General features: G+C 72.4%; 15 protein-coding genes. 12 read left to right on the top strand and 3 right to left on the bottom strand.

Going from position 1 to position 17,089, the window contains the following annotated elements:
• The first annotated feature begins 14 nt into the window (after positions 1-14).
• The 12 genes from Dfulv_RS29300 (at position 15) to Dfulv_RS29245 (ending at position 15,121) form a co-directional block, all read left to right on the top strand.
• A complete protein-coding gene (locus Dfulv_RS29300) occupies positions 15-992 on the top strand; it encodes an ABC transporter substrate-binding protein (RefSeq protein WP_259856880.1) in 978 nt (325 codons plus the stop codon).
• The gene (locus Dfulv_RS29295) at positions 989-3,097 is read left to right on the top strand and encodes an iron ABC transporter permease (protein WP_259856878.1); all 2,109 of its coding nucleotides are present in this window, start codon (positions 989-991) and stop codon (positions 3,095-3,097) included. Before Dfulv_RS29300 ends, Dfulv_RS29295 begins: the two co-directional genes overlap by 4 nt.
• Positions 3,098-3,099: 2 nt before the next feature.
• A complete protein-coding gene (locus Dfulv_RS29290; RefSeq protein WP_259856876.1) occupies positions 3,100-4,005 on the top strand; it encodes a siderophore-interacting protein in 906 nt (301 codons plus the stop codon).
• A 242-nt stretch (positions 4,006-4,247) separates the two neighbouring features.
• Positions 4,248-4,631, top strand: a complete 384-nt coding sequence (locus tag Dfulv_RS29285; RefSeq protein WP_259856874.1) for a hypothetical protein — start codon at positions 4,248-4,250, stop codon at positions 4,629-4,631.
• 16 nt (positions 4,632-4,647) lie between these two features.
• On the top strand, positions 4,648-7,869 hold the full coding sequence (locus Dfulv_RS29280; protein ID WP_259856873.1) for a BTAD domain-containing putative transcriptional regulator: 3,222 nt from the start codon (positions 4,648-4,650) through the stop codon (positions 7,867-7,869).
• Positions 7,870-8,546: 677 nt separating this feature from the next.
• Positions 8,547-8,768 (top strand): hypothetical protein, encoded by a 222-nt coding sequence (locus Dfulv_RS29275; RefSeq protein WP_259856872.1) that lies wholly within the window; start codon positions 8,547-8,549, stop codon positions 8,766-8,768.
• A 1,273-nt stretch (positions 8,769-10,041) separates the two neighbouring features.
• Positions 10,042-10,713: a 4a-hydroxytetrahydrobiopterin dehydratase gene (locus Dfulv_RS29270; RefSeq protein WP_319805703.1), complete on the top strand. Its 672-nt coding sequence runs from the start codon at positions 10,042-10,044 to the stop codon at positions 10,711-10,713.
• A gap of 267 nt (positions 10,714-10,980) precedes the next feature.
• A complete protein-coding gene (locus tag Dfulv_RS29265; protein ID WP_259868329.1) occupies positions 10,981-12,480 on the top strand; it encodes a serine hydrolase domain-containing protein in 1,500 nt (499 codons plus the stop codon).
• Positions 12,473-13,651, top strand: coding sequence for a sensor histidine kinase (locus Dfulv_RS29260; protein ID WP_259856871.1), 1,179 nt, complete (start codon positions 12,473-12,475; stop codon positions 13,649-13,651). Before Dfulv_RS29265 ends, Dfulv_RS29260 begins: the two co-directional genes overlap by 8 nt.
• Positions 13,642-14,286 carry a response regulator gene (locus tag Dfulv_RS29255; protein WP_259856870.1) on the top strand — a complete coding sequence of 215 codons (645 nt, stop codon included), beginning with the start codon at positions 13,642-13,644 and terminating at the stop codon, positions 14,284-14,286. Before Dfulv_RS29260 ends, Dfulv_RS29255 begins: the two co-directional genes overlap by 10 nt.
• A 273-nt stretch (positions 14,287-14,559) precedes the next feature.
• The gene (locus Dfulv_RS29250) at positions 14,560-14,799 is read left to right on the top strand and encodes a hypothetical protein (protein WP_259856869.1); all 240 of its coding nucleotides are present in this window, start codon (positions 14,560-14,562) and stop codon (positions 14,797-14,799) included.
• Positions 14,789-15,121, top strand: a complete 333-nt coding sequence (locus Dfulv_RS29245) for a hypothetical protein (protein WP_259856867.1) — start codon at positions 14,789-14,791, stop codon at positions 15,119-15,121. Before Dfulv_RS29250 ends, Dfulv_RS29245 begins: the two co-directional genes overlap by 11 nt.
• A gap of 77 nt (positions 15,122-15,198) precedes the next feature.
• On the opposite strand, the gene Dfulv_RS29240 is transcribed toward Dfulv_RS29245, so the two are convergent.
• From Dfulv_RS29240 to Dfulv_RS29230, 3 genes are all read right to left on the bottom strand, one after another.
• On the bottom strand, positions 15,199-15,579 hold the full coding sequence (locus Dfulv_RS29240) for a PPOX class F420-dependent oxidoreductase (RefSeq protein ID WP_259856865.1): 381 nt from the start codon (positions 15,577-15,579) through the stop codon (positions 15,199-15,201).
• A gap of 30 nt (positions 15,580-15,609) precedes the next feature.
• On the bottom strand, positions 15,610-15,900 hold the full coding sequence (locus Dfulv_RS29235) for a DUF4287 domain-containing protein (protein ID WP_259856863.1): 291 nt from the start codon (positions 15,898-15,900) through the stop codon (positions 15,610-15,612).
• Positions 15,901-16,154: 254 nt separating this feature from the next.
• A complete protein-coding gene (locus Dfulv_RS29230; protein ID WP_259856861.1) occupies positions 16,155-17,048 on the bottom strand; it encodes an aldo/keto reductase in 894 nt (297 codons plus the stop codon).
• Positions 17,049-17,089: the final 41 nt, after the last annotated feature.

The raw sequence follows: 17,089 nt of genomic DNA, 5'->3' as shown, positions 1-17,089 counted from the left end.
ATGATTGGGCAAGGATGACCAGACTCCGCACCGCCGTCGCCGTCGCCGTGACCGCCGGTCTCCTGCTGGCTGGTTGCGGCACCACCGAGGAACCGGCCGCACAGGGCGACGACGCCGGGTCCGCCGGACCTGTGACGTACACCGACAGCCGCGGCAAGGCCGTCACGCTCAAGGCACCCGCGACCAAGGTCGTCGGCCTGGAGTGGGGCGAGGTCGAGATGCTCGTGACGCTCGGCGTCCAGCCGATCGGCGTCGCCGACATCAAGGGGTACCAGACCTGGAACACCGCGGCGAAGCTCGACGGCACCGCGAAGGACGTCGGCACCCGCGGCGAGCCGAGCCTCGATTCGATCGCGGCGCTGCAGCCCGACCTGGTGGTGATGGGCGCCGACATGGCCACCTTCGCGCCGCAGCTGGAGAAGTTCGCGCCGGTGCTGGTCACCAAGGGCAGCGACGCCAGCCGCAACCTGGACCGGATGAAGGAGGACTTCACCCTCATCGCGACCGCGACCGGCAAGCGGGACAAGGCCGACGAGGTCCTCGCGGCGTTCGACGCCGCCGTCACGGCCGGGAAGAAGAAGATCGCCGACGCGGGTGCGGCCGGCAAGCAGTTCGCGATCGCCGACGGCTGGAAGGAGGGCAGCACCGTCTCGATCCGGATGTTCGGGCAGGGCGCGCTGGTCTCCCAGGTCGGCATCGCACTCGGCCTGCAGAACGCGTGGACCGGCAAGACCGACGAGGCGTGGGGTCTCGGCCAGACGGACGTCGAAGGCCTGAACGGGTTGAAGGACAAGGACCTCCACTTCTTCTACAACGCCTCCGACGGCACCGACGTCTTCGCCGACGGGCTCAACACCAACGCGATCTGGAAGGCACTGCCGTTCGTGCAGCAGAACAACTTGCACAAGATGCCGAACGGGATCTGGACGTTCGGCGGGCCGCTCTCGTGCCGGCAGTACCTCGAAGAACTCGTGAAGGTCTACGCCCCTTGAGCCAGATAGTCGCCGACCCGCGGGCGGCACCGGCCGGCAGCCCGGTCCCGCCCGCGCCGGTGCCGGTCCGCCCGGTCCGCGTCGGTGCCCTGGCCGCCGGGTCGATCGCCGCCGTCGTGGTGCTGGCGGCCGTCCACCTGACCCAGGGCACCAGCGACGTCGGCGCGTTCGAACTGCTCGGGCTGCGGGCCGACGAGGAGACCTGGCGGATCCTGGTCGCTTCCCGGCTGCCCCGCCTGCTCGCCGGGCTGCTCGTCGGCATCGCGCTGGGCGTGGCCGGTGCGACCCTGCAGTCGCTGGCCCGCAACCCGCTCGCCGCACCGGACACGATCGCCGTCAACGCCGGCGCGCACTTCGCGGTGGTCGCGGCCGCCGTGTTCGGCCTGTCGCTGCCGGTCCTGCTCTCCGGCGGGCTGGCGTTCCTCGGCGGGCTGGCCGCCGCCGCGTTTGTGCTCATGCTCTCCACCGGTGGCGCTTCCGGCCCGTCCCGGCTGATCCTCGCCGGAACGGCCGCCACGTTCGCGCTCAACGCCTTCACCGTGCTGCTCATGCTGCTGTTCCAGCGCGAGACCGTCGGGTTCTACGCCTGGGGCAACGGCACGCTGGTGCAGGGCGACCTCCGGGCGGTCGCCCAGATGGCCCCGGTCGTGGCGCTGGGCGTGGCCGGATGCCTGATCCTCGGCCACCGCCTCGACATCCTGGCGCTCGGTGACGACACCGCGACGGTGCTGGGCCTGCACGTCCGGCGGACCCGGCTGATCGGCACCGTCCTCGCGGTCCTGCTCGCCACCGCCGCCGTCACCGTGGCCGGCCCGGTCGGCTTCGTCGGCCTGTGCGCGCCGGTGATCGTCCGGCTCGCCGGGAGGATCGTGCCCGGTCTGCACCGGCACCGGCTGCTGGTGCCGTTCTCCGCGCTGGCCGGCGTGGTCGTCGTCATCGGGTCCGACATTCTGCTGCGGGCGTTCATGGGCGGCCAGGCGGGCGTCGACGTACCCACCGGGGTGGTCACCTCGATGTTCGGCGCGGCGGTCCTGGTGTGGCTGGCGCGGCGGCACCGCGACCCCGCCTCCACCCGCTCGGCCAGCACGACGGCGATCGCCCGTGTCCGGTCCCCGCTGTTCTTCCGGTCGGTACTTGCCGTCAGCGCGGTGTCGGTCGTGGGGGCGGCCGTGCTCGGCATGCTCGCCGGTGACACCTGGTTGCTCACTGGAGACGTCGTCAACTGGCTCGGCGGACGGACCGGTCCCGCGGTCACCTACGTGCTCGACCAGCGCTATCCGCGAGTGGCCGCCGCGCTGCTCGCCGGTGCCGCACTCGCCGTCGCCGGCACCGCCGTCCAGGCTGTCTGCCGCAACCCGCTCGCCGAACCGGGCATCCTCGGGGTGACCGCCGGTGCCGGGGTCGGCGCGATCACCGTTCTCACCATCTTCCCGATGGCCGGTGTGCTGGCCATGTCGGTCACCGCCGGATCCGCGGCACTGCTCACGTTCGCCCTCGTGTACGGGCTGGCATGGCGCGGCGGCCTCAGCTCCGACCGGTTGATCCTGATCGGTGTCGGAGTGTTCACGGCCGGCACCGCGGTCATCACGTTCATCATCATCGCCACCGACCCGTGGAACACCGGCAAGGCACTGACCTGGCTGTCCGGCTCCACGTACGGGCGGACCGCGGCACAAGTGTCCCCAGTGCTGATCGTGCTGCTGCTGTTCATCCCGGCGCTGGCCTGGCAGACGCGGAAACTGGACCTGCTCGCCATCGACGACGACACACCCCGCGTGCTCGGTGTACGGCTGGAACGCACGCGGCTGTTCACCCTCACCGCCGCGGCACTGTTGACCTCGGCCGCCGTGTCCGCCGTCGGCATCATCGGCTTCGTAGGCCTGGTCGCACCGCACGTGGCCCGAGCCCTGGCCGGTGGCCGGCACGCCCGGGTGCTGCCGGTGGCTGCCCTGCTCGGGGCGCTGCTGGTGAGCCTGGCCGACACGCTCGGCCGCACGGTCATCGCCCCCGCGCAGATCCCCGCCGGGCTGGTGGTGGCGATGATCGGTACACCCTATTTCATCTGGCTCCTGTGGCGCTCCCGCGTCCGGACGATTGGTGTCTGACCATGGAACTGCCCTACCGGACCTTCCAGGCCGACGTGCGGACGCTGACCCGGCTGAGCCCGTCGTTCCTGCGGGTCACCTTCACCGGTGACGACCTGGACGCGTTCGCCGACCACGGGCGCGACCAGCGCATCAAGCTCATCTTCCCGGCCGCCTCCGGCGGGTTCGCCCATCTGCCGGAAGGGGCGGACTGGTACGCACGCTGGCGCGAACTGCCGGCCGAACATCAGCCGCCGTTCCGGACGTACACGGTGCGGGCCGTCCGGCAGGAGGCGCGCGAGGTCGACGTCGACCTCGTTCTGCACGGCGACGGCGGCCCGGCAGCGCGCTGGGCGAACCGGGCCACGGTGGGGAACACCATCAGGCTGCTGGGCCCGAACGCGCGGTACACCGGCGACACGGGCGGAATCGAGTTCCGTCCCCACCACGCCGAAGCGCCGCTGTTGCTGGCCGGCGACGAGACCGCGGTGCCGGCCGTCGCGTCGATCCTGGCCGGGTTGCCGTCTTCGGCGTGCGGCGAGGCGTTGCTGGAGGTGCCGTACACCGACGATGCCCTGCCGCTCGCCACACCCGCCGGGATGAAGGTGACGTGGCTGGCCCGCGACGGTGCGGCGCACGGTTCGCTGCTCGTACCCGCCGTGGCCGAGGCGGCCGACCGCTTGGCGCCCGCGCCGGGTGCTGCTCGGGGTCCTGCTCCGGAGCGGCTGGAGGACGTCGACGTCGACGCCGGAATCCTCTGGGAGGTCCCGGCGCCGGTGGACACGCCGACCGGGGTCTACGCGTGGCTGGCGGGTGAGGCGGGCGTCATCAAGACCCTGCGCCGGCACCTGGTCGCCGAGCGGGGCTGGGATCGGCGCACGGTCGCCTTCATGGGATATTGGCGATCGGGTCGCGCCGAAACCACATGACCGCCGATCCCGGCCCCGCTCGTCGACACCGAGGGTCGCCGCGCTCAACCGGATCGGCCGCCGGCCGTCCGCCGCCGCACCAGCCGTGGCGGCGGCCTCACGCAGCGTCGCCTCGCCGCGCGTCAGTTCGTCGCGGTCGAGTTGACGGAGGGCCTTCAAGAGCAGCAGCCGGGCAGACGACATCCGGTGTGCCTTACCTCAATGGCAAGCCGTCTGCAAGTACCGTCCTGTGTGCTGGATGCATGGCAGAGTTGAGGTTGGTGCGGCGCGTGCCGCCGGGACGGCGGGCGGTCACCCGTCGCGCGCTGAGCACCGCACCCCTCGACAAGCTGCTCTCCGACGGCACCGAGTGGTGGGAGCTGATCGACCCGGCCGACGACGACGAGCATCCCGCGGCCGCGGTGGCTGCCGTGCGCCCGGACGGGACCATCGTCCGACTGGTCGGTGTCGCCACGCCGCCCGGACGCTCCGACCTCGCCGTTCAGGTGTTGATCGCGCTGGTGAACGCCCTGCGGGCCACTTCAGCAAGTAGGCTCGTGGCGGCGCCTCCGGCGCACGGCGAGGAGTTGCTGCGGCAAGCGGGCTTCGGGCCGTACGAAGACGGTTCATACGCCGTGGACCTGTAGCCCCTCCACGGCCGAGGTGGAAGTCCGGGAGTTTCGCATCCTGCAGTTTCGGATCCTCGGCCCGCTCGAGGCGGTGAACCCCGACGGGCCGGTCGACACCGGCACCCCGAAGCAGCGTGCCGTCCTCGCCATGCTGGCGATGCAGCCCGGCCGGACCGTCTCGGTGCAGCGCCTGATCGACGAGCTGTGGGCCGACGAGCCGCCGGAGCGTGCGATCGCCTCCCTGCAGGCGTACGTGTCGCGACTGCGCCGTGCCCTGGAGCCGGGCCGCACCGCCCGTGACCGCTCGACGGTGCTCGTCAGCCGGGCACCGGGATACCAGCTGGTCGTCCCGCCCGACGCCGTCGACGCCGCCCGGTTCGCGGCCGCGATCGAGCAGGCCCGCCAGGGCGGTGGCCCGGCCGTGGCGCTGCGGGTGTTGAGCGGTGCCCTGAAGCTGTGGCGGGGCGACCCGCTGCCGGAGCTCGGCGACTCGCTGCTCGCCCGGGCCGAGCGGGCGCGCCTGCAGGAGCTGCGGCTGACCGCGGTGGAGGAGCACTCGGAGGCGCTGCTGGAGCTGGGCCGGCCGGCCGAGGTCGTCTACCTCAGCGAGAGCGTGCTCGCCGAGGCGCCGTACCGGGAACGCGTCTGGGGCCAGCTGATGCTCGCCCTCTACCGCGCCGGCCGGCAGGCGGACGCGCTGGCGGCCTACGCGCGGGCGCGCACCGGGCTGATCGACGAGCTGGGCATCGAGCCGGGGCCGGCGCTGCAGCAGCTGGAGCAGGACATCCTGCGCCAGGCCCCGCACCTGGCCGCGCCGGCTCCACAGGGCGCCGCCCCGGTGTCGCCGGCACCGGTCGTGGTATCAGCGCCACCGGTGCCGGCCGAGGCGCCCGCGCCCGCCGCGGCGGCACCGGAGGCCGGCGGATCCGACGCGGACGACGACGGACTGGTCGGCCGCGACGAGGAACTGCGCACCATCGACCGGCTGCTCACCGAGACGGCGGCCGGCCGGGGGCGGCTGCTGCTGGTCTCCGGCAGCCCGGGCATCGGCAAGTCGGCCCTGCTGCGCGAGCTCGCCTCCCGCGCGACCGGCCCGGTGGGCACCGGCACCGGCGTGGACGGCGACGCCCCGCCGGTCTTCCTGCCCTGGGCACAGATCCTGCGCGGCATCGCCGGCGCACCGGACTCCGCCGCCGCGTCCGCGCTCGCGGCCGCCTTCGCGCCGTACGGCAACCTGCCCGCGGTACTGGATCCGACGCTCATCGAAACGCTGCCGTTGCCCGCCGCCGAGCGCCTCGCCGACCCGGAGCTCGCCCGGTCGCGGCTCTACCAGGGCATCGTCGACGGGCTGTGCCGCCTCGCCGGGCACGCGCCGCTGGTGCTCGTCGTCGACGACGCGCACTGGCTCGACGCCCCGTCGACCGTGCTGCTCACCATGTTCGTCAAGGCGCTCCGGCGCAGCCGGGTGCTGCTCGCCGTCGGGTACCGGGAGGCCGAGCTGGCACCGGAGGCGCCGCTCGCGGGTGCCCTCGGTGAGCTCGTCGCCGATCCGTCGGCGGTACGGATGCCGCTGCAGGGCCTCGACGCCGCCGGGGTCGCCACGCTGGCCCGGGTGGTCACCGGCGGGGACGTGCCGGCCGAGACGGTGGAGATGCTGCTCGACCGGACCGGCGGCAACCCGTTTTTTGTCGTGGAGCTGCTGCGGGTGCTGGTCGCCGAGCACACCCTGTCGCCCGAGCACGTGCCGGTGCGGGTGCAGGAGGTGGTCCGGCGCCGGCTCGCCAAGCTGCCCGGCCAGGTCAACGCCGTCGTCGCGGTCGCCTCGGTGCTCGGGCGCGACGTGTCGGTCCCGGTGCTGCGCGAGGTCGTGCAGATCGACGAGCTGGCGCTGTTCGACACGCTCGACACCGCCGTGGTCAGCGGCGTGCTCACCGCCACCGACGACCCCGGGCTGCTGCGCTTCTCACACGACCTGGTCCGGCAGACGGCGTACCTCGACCAGGGGCCGTTGCGGCGGGCCCGGCTGCACGCGCGGGCCGCCCAGGCGTTGCGGGACACCGGGCTGGGGACCGTGCCCGAGCTGGCCGCCCACCTGCGTGCGGCGCTGCCGGTGCTGACGCCGTACGACGTGGTGCCGGCGATGGTGGACGCGGCGCGGGAGGCGTACGACCGGACCGCGCACGAGCAGGCCTTCGCGATGCTGGAGGAGGCGCTCGGCGTGCTGCACCGCGCCCCGGCGACCGAGCGGCGCGACGTCGCCGAGGTCGACGTGCGGATCCGGCTGGCGTACCTGCGCCAGGCGACCGACGGGTACCTCGCCCCCGCCGCCGTCGCGCAGTACACGGCGATCGAGTCGCTGCTGCTGCGCCTGCGCGGTCGGCCGGTGCTCGACGTGTTGCCGGCGCTGTGGGGGTACGCCTCGTTCCGTACCGCCTCCGGTGACGTGGCCCGGGCGGTCGAGGTGGCCCGCTCGGCGACCGTCGGCGGCAGCACGGACCCGTGGGCCACGGTCGTCGCCGAGGTGCACGAGGGCGCCGCCGCGCTGAGCAAGCTCGACCTGCCGCGCGCCAACCGGTGCTTCGAGACCGCCCTCGCCGCGCTGCCGACCGGTGACGTGCCGGTCTTTCCGATCGACAACTGGGATCCGATCGTCGGCGCGCTGGCCCCGGCCGCGATCGTCGCCGGCATGCTCGGCGACCGCGACGCCGCCGAACGGCACCTGCGGGTCGCCCGGCAGCGGGCCGCCCGGACCGGCGAGCTGTTCCTGGACATGTACGTCGCCAACTACGCGGCCGTCGTCGCGGCGGACCGGTTCGACGTGCCGGCGGCGGCCGAGGCGGCGCGAGCCACGCTGGAGCTGGCCGAGCGGGGCGGGCACCCGGAGTACCGGAGTATGGCGGGCATCGTGCTGGGCTGGGCGGAGGTCCGCTCCGGCGCCGCCGACGGCCTGGCCCGGATCACGCAGGCCCGTGCTCACCTCGGCGATACGATGCGCCGGTTCGGGCGTCTGGAGGCGATGCACGCCGACGCCTGCCTGGCACTGGGACACACCGAGGACGCCGCCGCCGTGGCCGCCGCGGCGCTGGAACGCGGCCTGCCGGCCCAGAGCGGCCTGGCCGAGCCGGACCTGCGCCGCGTCCGGGCGCTGGCGCTCGGTGACCGGGCGCTGGCCGAGGAGGCGCTGTCCCTGGCCCGGTCGCTGCACTACGTGGCCGCCGCCGACCGGGCCGAGGCCGCGGTCAAGCAGTTGTCATGAGCCCCGGCGGCCCGGCCGCGGTGTCGAGACCCCGGTTGTAGGCGCCGGCGGTGCCGTCACCGGGCCGGCTGCGCCGCGCTGACGCACAGCGCCCGCCTCGGCGTTGCCGGCGGTGTGCTGCCAGGACGTCACCGGTGTCGGCACGGGGTGGAACGATGCCGCGGGACGGGCACCGCGCCCGCCTGGCCCGGCATCTCGCCTCCGCGGCGACGGTGTGGCCGTCGTGGGGCGCCGGTTCTCGGTACTCCTGCGGGACCTCTCCCCGCTGATGGCGGCGAACGTCCCCGGCATGGTCTACCGCTTCGTGGTGGGGCCGGACGGCTCACGGCGGTTCCTGTTCGTCTCGCCGGCCAGCCGCGACATCGGCGGGCTGGAGCCGGACGAGCTCCTGGCCGACGCGGACCTCCTGCAGAAGGTCTTCCACCCGGAGGACCGCGCCCTGTTCGCTGGGTGCAGGTCGCGTCGCGGCCGGTGCCCGTGCCGGACGGCGGCATGCTCTTCGACGGGGTCGTCCTCGACCGGACCGAGGCGAGGGCAGCCGAACAGAAGATCCGCGAACAGGCGTTCCTCCAGGCGGTGCTGGCCAACCTCTCCGACGGCGTCGTCGCCTGCGACGCCGGGGGCGCGCTGACGATGCTCAACCCGGCCGGCGCGGCCGGGGGCACCGCCGGCGACCGTTGCTGGTCGACGACGGGCCGCTGTTGCGGGCGCTGCGCGGCGAGCCGGTGTCGGGCCAGCGGTTCCGGATCGCGCCGCCGCGCACCCTGGTGTGCACCGGACAGCAGCTGCGCGACCGTGACGGGCGGTTGCTGGGCGCGGTGGTGTCGATGCGATCGCCGCTACGGCCTTCCCGAACCCGACAACATCGACCGACTGCCAGTCAGCGTTCGTCGATGTGACACCCGTGAACGTTGTGCGCGCGGCCCAGCCGCGAGGCGATTTTTTGTCAGGGGGTGGGTTTAGGTTGGTGGTGTGGATGACGCGGGGGCGGCGTTCGAGGCGATCGACTGGCAGGCACGATTCGAGGCAGCGGCTGCGGCCTGGCGTGAGCGGCGCGAGCAACGGGCCGCGATGCGGGCGGAGTTCGCCGAGCGGCGGCGGCATGGGTTGGCTGCCCGGCACGCGGCGAAGCTGGCCCGCCTCGACAGGGAGGCGCGGGACCGGGACTGGGGCCTGACCGGCCCGGTGCGCCGCCCGGCTCCACAAGCGACCGGACAGCCGGCGGCCCGGCGGGCATCGCAGGCGGCTACCCGGCCGGTGGTTCCGCAGCCGGCGGCTGCGGAGCGGGTGTCCCAGCCGGTGCGGCAGCCGGAGCGATCGGCGGCAGCACAGCCGGCGGCGCAATCGAACCCGGAACGGGTGGTTGCGCAGTCGGTTTCTCAGCAGGGGGCGCGGCCGGTGGCGCAATCTGCTCCGGGGCCGGTGGTTGCGCAGCGGGTCTCGCGGTCGCTCGCACGGTCTGTGGCGCAGTCGGCTTCGCTGCCGGCGGTTGGCCAGCGTGTTTCGCAGCCGGTGCCGCGGGTTTCGCGGTCCGAGTCACCGCCGACGCCACAGCGGGTGTCAGATCCTGGTCTCCGGTCGGTGGTTGGACAGGAGCCGGGTCCAGAGCGGGCCGAGCAACCGGTATCGCCTGCTGGGCAGGTGGGTTCGGGGCGGACGGGGTGCGGCGGGGAGGAGCGGGTGGGCGGTCGGCGCGTGGGGGATGCGGCGGCTGCGCGGGAGCACGCCCGGGCTGAGGCTGCCGGCTCGGTGCCTTCATCGACGTCGTCGTGTGCCGATCACGGCGTCGGTGGGCGCGGGGACGTCGGCACAGCTCGACCGGGTGGGTCGCGACAGGCTCAGCCGGGGTCGGTCGACGCCGGTCGAGCCGCTCGCGCTGTCGGCCGAGGTGCTCGCGTCACTGCCCTCGCCGGTCGAAGTTCTTGCTCCGCCGGTCGAGCGACCCGGCCGGATCCGGTTGTGGGCGTTGCGGAGGTGAGGTGCGGGGGACGGGACCGAACGGTGTTCCGTGGCGCGTCGTCTCGGTCGCCTCCGCTGCTGAGGTTGTTGTGGTCGTGTTCGGTCGGGCGCCGTATCCCACGGCGAGCCCGCCGGGTCAGCGCTGCACGGGTGGATGGCAACTGGCGGCGCCGGAGCTGTGTCGGGTACCTCGACCAGCCAATCTGCGAAAGGATGGACGGCATGGCCAAGATGACTGGACAGCAGATTGCTGAGGAACGGCTGGAAGGCTGGGCATTCCTGGTCGACGGTCTGCAATCGCGCGTCCGCACCGGCGATTTTGCGACAGGGCTTGCCCTCGTCAACGCTATCGGGAGTGTCGCCGAGGAGATGGATCATCATCCCGACCTCGACCTGCGGTATGGGCACCTTGATGTTCGGCTCACCAGTCACGACGTGCGTGGGGTCACCGGGCGGGACATCCGGCTGGCCAAAGCCGTGTCCGCGCTTGTTGCCGACGCCGGGTTGCGACTCGAGGCTGTGAGCGTCTCCCGGCTGGAGCTTGCCCTCGATAGCCCGGGGCACGCCAAGATCATGCCCTTCTGGAAGGCCGTCCTCGCCATGCGGGACATGAGTGAGTACGGGGTCGGGGACGAGCTGCGGGATCCGTTCGGCGTGCTGCCGCTCGTGTGGTTCCAGGAGTCCGGCAGCGAGGAGCCCCGGCAGCGGTGGCATCCCGACATCTGGGTGGACCCGGAGCAGGTTCAGCCGCGCATCGACGCCGCGGTCGCCGCCGGGGGAACGCTCGTCAGCGACGAGGACGCGCCGAGCTTCTGGGTGCTCGCCGACCCCGAAGGCAACCGCGTCTGCCTGTGCACCTGGCAGGACCGCGGGCAGAACCAGTAACAAGGAGAGGCCCGCGACCGGCTCGGCTTCGGCGACGGGGTGCCTCCCCAGGCCGTACCGCTGCTGGGAGAAAGTGAAGATCGTCAGAAACGACCGGAGTAGCCGATGAGGCCGGACGAGGGCGCACGTTGTCGTTCGCCCCTGGTTTGGTGGGTGTGGTTCTCCGTAAGTGGCCGGTGGGGTGTACGGCGCGAAACCCGGCGGTGATCTTCATGGTCATCGAGGCGCGGTCTGCTTAGCGTTCGGATCATGCTTCGTTTGAGGTTCGTGACCGCGGCCGCCGCGGTGATGATGGCCGGCCTGCCGTTGGTGGTTGCGGCGCCCGCCGCGGCGGCGCCAGGGGTTCGGTTGGATCCCGCCGCGGTGGATCGGTTTGTGGAGGGCTACCGGTCGGCGGCGGGTATGCCAGGGGTGGTGGTGGCGATCACTCATGACGCGACGGTGGTGCACGTTGCGGGTTACGGGGTTGATTCGACCGGCGCCCGGTTGAACGCACGTACACCGATGCGCCTGGCCTCGGTAAGCAAGTCGTTCACGGCGTTGGCCGTAATGCAGCAGGTGGAGGCCGGCCGGGTGGCGTTGGATCGGCCGGTGCGGGACTATCTACCAGAGTTTCGAATGGCCGACCGGCGGGCCACCGGCATCACCGTCCGGCAGATCCTCGGCCATGCCTCCGGGATTACTCAAAATGCGTTTCCGACCGCGAACCTGCGGGTCGCGCCGTCGTTGCGGGAGGCGGTCGCGCAGCTGGCCACCGCGCGGCTTGGGGCCGATCCCGGGACGGCTTGGAGCTACCACAACGCCAACTACTGGATCGCCGCGCGGTTGGTGGAGGTGGTCAGCGGCGTGCCGTTCACCGAGTACCTCCGTGGAAGGATTTTTGGACCGCTGGGGATGTCCCACACGGTCGCGACGATCACCACCCGTGACCGGGTGCCGGGCCTTGCCGATGGGCACAACGTCGCCTACGGGTTCTCGGTCTCCCGTCCGGAGATCGCCGAGTTCGACGCCGGTTCTGGCGGGATCGTCAGCACGGCCGAGGACATGGCCGCGTGGCTGATCAGCCAGAACAACGGTGGCCAGGGGCCCGGCGGCGGGCGGGTGCTGTCCGCGGCCGGCGTCGCTGAGCTGCACCGTCCGTCCGCGCCGGGTGGCGAGTACGGTTTGGGCTGGTTCACCAAAACGTTGCCCAGCGGCGCCCGCAAGATCTCTCACGGCGGCACCGCCTGGACCTTCACATCCCACCAGGTGCTGCTGCCCGACAGCGGGTACGGCATCGTCGTGCTGTCCAACAGCAGACCCCCGTATGTCGAGGACACGCTCGGCCTCGTCGACGGGCTCGTCGCCATGACCCGGGGCGAGACGCCTCGCGATGCGTTGGCGTACCGGATCATCGCCGAGGCGATGGTGACGATCCTGACCCTGGTCACGGTCACCATCTATGTTGTCGTGGTGGTCCGCGCCCGCGTCTGGGCGCATGGGCGGCGCCGCCGGGTGTGGGCTGCGCCGCTGCGGCTGCTCCCTCACATGGTGGTGGCCGGGGCCGCGGCGGCGTTTCCCGCGTTGATGAGGAGCATCGGCTGGGACATCAACTGGCATCAGCTTTACGTGATCGCACCGTCGTTCGCGGTCTGGCTTACGCTGCTGGCCGCCGGGGCCGCTGCGGGCACGATCGTGCGGCTGATGCGGCTGCTGCGGCTGGTCAGGGCCGGTCGGAGCTCGGTCTGGTCAACGGCTGTTTCCAGCTACCCTCAAGCACATGCGTGAGCGTTGGTTCCGGCCCGGTGAGACGGTGGCGCGCCGGGCCGTTCGGCTCACGGCCGGGGTGTGCCTCGGCGCCGTCACCGCGGTCGTCGGTCTGGCCTACCTCGTCGGATCGGGTCTGCTGCTGGCGCTCGTGCTGCCGTGGCCGGCCGCACGCCGCAGCACCCGCTGGCGGGTCCTCGCCTGTGCCCGACGGCTCGCCGCGGTGGACCAGCGGCGGGCAGCGGCGCTGCACGGGGATCCGAGCGCCGCCGCGAGCCTGGGCGGCGATCGGGCGCTGGTGTACCTGGCGATCCGGGGGCCGGTCGGCCTGCTGGGCGCGGCGGTGCTGATGCTTCTGCTCTACGTGGTTGTCAGCGGCGCGGTGTTGATGTGGGACTGGTTCAACGGACGACCCACCGACGGGCTTACGCCCTCGCTGCTGACCGTCGGGGCCCTCCTCGCCGGCGGCGTCGTGACGCTGTTCCTGATCGCCCAGGGAATCGCCGGCGTGGCCGCGATGGAGCGGAGGCTCGCCCGCTGGCTGGCCGAACCTACTGACCGGGAACACTTCCAACGCCGCATCGCCGAGCTGACCGCGACCCGCGCCGACGTCGTCGAGGCCGTCAACGACGAACGCCGCCGCATCGAGCGTGACCTGCACGACGGCGTACAACAGCGGCTCGTCGCCTTGGGAATGCTGCTCGGCCGGGCCAGGCGCAGCCACGCCCCCGATCGGGCCGAGGCGTTGCTGCGGCAGGCGCACGAGCAGTCCCAGCAGGCGCTGACGGAACTCCGCGAGGTGGCGTGGCGGATCTACCCGACCGCGCTGGACCAGGGCGGACTTGCCGCCGCGCTGGAAACCGTCGCCGAGCGGTCCAGTGTGCCGGTCCGGCTCGGCGGCGTGCCGGATAACCTCGACCCGACCACAGCGGCGGTGGCGTACTTCGTCGTCTCCGAGGCCGTGACCAACGCGGCCAAGCACTCCGGAGCCGATCACGTCACGATCAGCGTCAACCGGGAAGGCCCAAGACTCGTGGTGCGCATACACGACAACGGCATCGGCGGCGCCGACCCCCACGGCAGCGGACTGTCCGGTCTGACGCGCCGGGTGGCCGCGCTGGATGGCAGCCTCCGGGTGGACAGCCCTCCCGGGGGACCGACCACGATCACCACGGAGTTGCCGTGCGCCTGATCCTGGCCGAGGACTCGACCCTGCTGCGCGAAGGATTGGTCCGATTGCTGGCCGACGAGGGGCACGAGGTCCTCGCCGCCGTCGGTGACGCCACGGCGCTCCTGCGGGCCGTGGAAGCGAGCCCTCCAGACACGGTCGTCGTCGACGTGCGGATGCCGCCCACCCACACCGACGAGGGACTACGCGCCGCCCTAGACATCCGCCGACGCTGGCCGCACATCGGCGTTCTCGTCCTGTCCCAGTACGTCGAAAGACGCAGCGCAGCGGAACTGCTCGCCGCCGGCGCCGACGGGATCGGCTACCTCCTCAAGGATCGCGTCGCGCAGGTCGACGACTTCCTCGACGCGCTCACCCGTATCGGTGCAGGCGAGACCGCGCTCGACCCGGAGGTGGTCCGGCAGCTCATGGCCCGCTCCATCCATACCGACCCGCTGGGTCGGCTCACCGACCGCGAACGCCAAGTCCTCGCCCACATGGCGCAGGGCTACACCAACGCGGCCATCGCCGCGCGCCTACGCGTGTCCCAGAGCGCCGTCGAGAAACACGCAAACATGATATTCGACAAGCTCGACCTGGCCACAACCGCCGGCTACAGCCGCCGCGTGCTGGCCATCCTGCGCTACCTCCAACCATGAGCATCGACCGCCCTGCGCCTCACGGCCGGTCAACCGCACGCCTCCATACGCCGAGATACGCTGTTGCCCGGCGTTTTCGATGAGGACGTAGCCGTCATTCGCGGTAAGGATGAGTGGACAGAAGAACACCCCGCCGGCGGTCCAACTCCGACGACTACTACGACCCCTCCGTGGCCATAGGGCTCGCGCCCGGTAGGCAATCCCGAGGCGGATGAACATCCGCGTGAACAGCGCCATCCGATCCGCGTCGAGGTCCATCGTGCGCAGTGCGGGGTGCGCGTCGCCGAACCGCATCCGCAGCCACGCGTGGTCCACTCGGCGTCGAAATACGTCGTCGGCGGCCACGAGGTCGCGGACGTGTGCGGCGATGCGGTCGGCACCGAACTGGTCCGCGACGAGGTTGCGCAGATCGAGGAACGCACTCAGGACGGTACCTGTTCGAACGTATGTTCGAGTATCGTTCGGGTGGGTTGGTCGTTGGGCTTTGCGGGGAGTGGTGACGATGCGCTTTGACGGGTTCACGCGGCGGCCGGTTCGCGGCGAGGGTTATGCGGTGCGCCTGGACTGGCCGTCCACCGACGCCGGCGCGGTGTCCCACGACTTTACGCAGTTCACCCCCAGCCTGAGCCGCGCCCTGCGCCGGGCCGCCAGCACCCGTCGCTACTGGGTGCTGAGCCCGGTGCGCCCCCTGGCCGTCACGGTGGTGCCGATCACGCAGGCCGCCTTTGCCGCGCACGCCCAGCAGTGCGTCTCGTCGGCCTGCCCGACCATGGCCCCGCTGCTCGGCCTGGCCCCGGCGGGCGACACCGCCCCGGCCCGCGGCGCCTCCTCCTGACCCGTCTACCGCGGGGTCGCTCAGGCGGCCGGCCGCCGACACGTCGACGGCGGTCCGCGTCAGGACGAGGCTGGGCGTCAGAACGAGACGGCGATGCCCACCATCGGGGGACGGCGGATCCGCAGGGTGCGGGCAAACCAGTTGCCGACCCGGGACAGCACGTATCTGCGGGCCAGCAACGCCCGTGCTTGTGCCGTCCCCGACTCGTCGAGGAGGCGGGCCCGGCCGGTCGTGGTCGGGGCGCCCGGGGTGACGCGGCCGCGGACGTCGCACACCGTCACCTGGACCTCGCTGTTGTTGCGGATCCGCCGCACCTTCCAGGACTTCGCCTCGGTGACGACGAACAGCTCGCCTTCGTGGAGGACGTGCCAGACCGGGGTCGCCACCGGCGTGCCGTCCTTACGGTACGTGGTCAGGTTGACGTACCTGCTGCGGCCGATCTCGTCCACGATGGTCATCACCCAAGCGTATCCACCGGCCCGCGCCGGTCATGCCGGGCGGCTCGCGATGCCGTCCAGCCACAGCGTGTCGCTGTCGTCGCGGTGGGCACCGGCCGACCCCACGTGCTTCGCCGAGATCTTCGGGCCGTTCTTGATGACGTGGAAGAGCGCCATCGCGTGGCCGCGGCCCAGGTCGTAGTCCGCCTTCAGCCACTCGATCACGGCCGCGGCCTTGACCGACGGGCCCGAAAGGCCCTGCTCCGTGGCCAGCGCCAGCAGCTCGCGCGGGGTCCGGCCGGTCTTGCGCTCGATCGTGTCGAGGTACGCCTGGAACGACATGTCCATCCTCCTGGTTCGGGTGCCTTCACCAGTGCGTCGAACGGTGCGGCCGGGTTTCGACACGGTCGCCGGAAACTTTCCTGCGCTCAGGTCGGTGGGGCCGGGGCCGATGCACCGGAGGCCGCCTCACCTGCTCGACGGCCCGGCCGGCGACGCCCACCGGTTGTAGCCGTGATCGCGACACGTTCCGCGATCACGTGTGCCGCGGCTGAGCGCGGTCGGGCGCGGCGGAGGACGAGATGACGGTGGCGTACTCAAGCCCAGGGGAGTGCGGCGCGCTCCTGCCAGTACCGCTCGGGGGGCTCCGCCGCCGGCAGCGGACCCGGCTCGTCGACACCGAGCGCGCGCAGGTTGCTCGCCAGCTGGGCGGTCGTCGCGGCGCCGGACAGCACCACGTCGATCCACGGCTCGCGCAGCGCGGCCGCGATGACGTCGGCGTCCCGGCCGGCGAGGCGCCCGTTGGCGACCGCCTCCTTGACGATGATCATGCAGCCCGCGTCGTGGGCCGCCATGAGTGCGGGACCGGCCGACGGCTCCAGCGGGTTCCAGGTCGCCTGCACGCTGCGGAACAGCGGCGCGCCGCCGACCTCGACGCGCAGCGCCGCCCGGATCGCGTCGGCCTGGCCGGGGCCGCTGGTCGACAGGCCGATCGTGACGCCGGTCGCCGCCAGGTCGGCGAGCCTGCGGTGCAGCTCGCGGTCGGTGAGCGCGGTGCTGTCCGGCGTCACGGAATGGATCTGGTACAGGTCGAGCCGGTCACCGAGCAGCGCGCGGGTCTCGCCGACCTGGCGGTCGAACGTCGCGACGCTGTGGTTCTTGGTCTCGTGCACCGGCGCGTCGACCCGCCAGCCGGCGGTGTAGGTGTATCCCCACTTGGAGCCGACGACGACGTCACGCCGCTCGCCGAGCCAGCCGGCGAGGAACTCCTCGGCCAGCCCGTACGACCGGGCCACGTCGACGTAGCGCACACCCGCGGCGTAGGCGGCGTCGAGCAGCTCATGGCTGCGGCGGCGCAGCACCTCGACCGGCCGCTCGGCCGGCAGGTCGCGGTCGCGTCCCAGGTTGATGTAGCCGGGCCGGCCGACGGCGGCGAGGCCGAGGCCGATGCGGTGCGCAGGCACACCGAGGTCGAGTCGATCGAGCGGCACCCGCCCAGCATGGCGCACTCCGGCCGCCTTCGCCCACGGAG

This window comes from Dactylosporangium fulvum (assembly GCF_025137375.1).
In the GTDB taxonomy this organism is placed as follows: domain Bacteria; phylum Actinomycetota; class Actinomycetes; order Mycobacteriales; family Micromonosporaceae; genus Dactylosporangium; species Dactylosporangium fulvum.
This window is presented reverse-complemented; position numbering and strand designations above follow the sequence as displayed.

What these genes read in the sequence shown, in the direction of transcription:
- Dfulv_RS29300 (WP_259856880.1), top strand. Translation starts at nt 15, where the DNA reads ATGACCAGACTCCGCACCGCCGTCGCCGTCGCCGTGACCGCCGGTCTC.
- Dfulv_RS29290 (WP_259856876.1), top strand. Translation starts at nt 3,100, where the DNA reads ATGGAACTGCCCTACCGGACCTTCCAGGCCGACGTGCGGACGCTGACC.
- Dfulv_RS29285 (WP_259856874.1), top strand. Translation starts at nt 4,248, where the DNA reads ATGGCAGAGTTGAGGTTGGTGCGGCGCGTGCCGCCGGGACGGCGGGCG.
- Dfulv_RS29270 (WP_319805703.1), top strand. Translation starts at nt 10,042, where the DNA reads ATGGACGGCATGGCCAAGATGACTGGACAGCAGATTGCTGAGGAACGG.
- Dfulv_RS29260 (WP_259856871.1), top strand. Translation starts at nt 12,473, where the DNA reads ATGCGTGAGCGTTGGTTCCGGCCCGGTGAGACGGTGGCGCGCCGGGCC.
- Dfulv_RS29245 (WP_259856867.1), top strand. Translation starts at nt 14,789, where the DNA reads ATGCGCTTTGACGGGTTCACGCGGCGGCCGGTTCGCGGCGAGGGTTAT.
- Dfulv_RS29240 (WP_259856865.1), bottom strand. Translation starts at nt 15,579, where the DNA reads ATGACCATCGTGGACGAGATCGGCCGCAGCAGGTACGTCAACCTGACC.
- Dfulv_RS29235 (WP_259856863.1), bottom strand. Translation starts at nt 15,900, where the DNA reads ATGTCGTTCCAGGCGTACCTCGACACGATCGAGCGCAAGACCGGCCGG.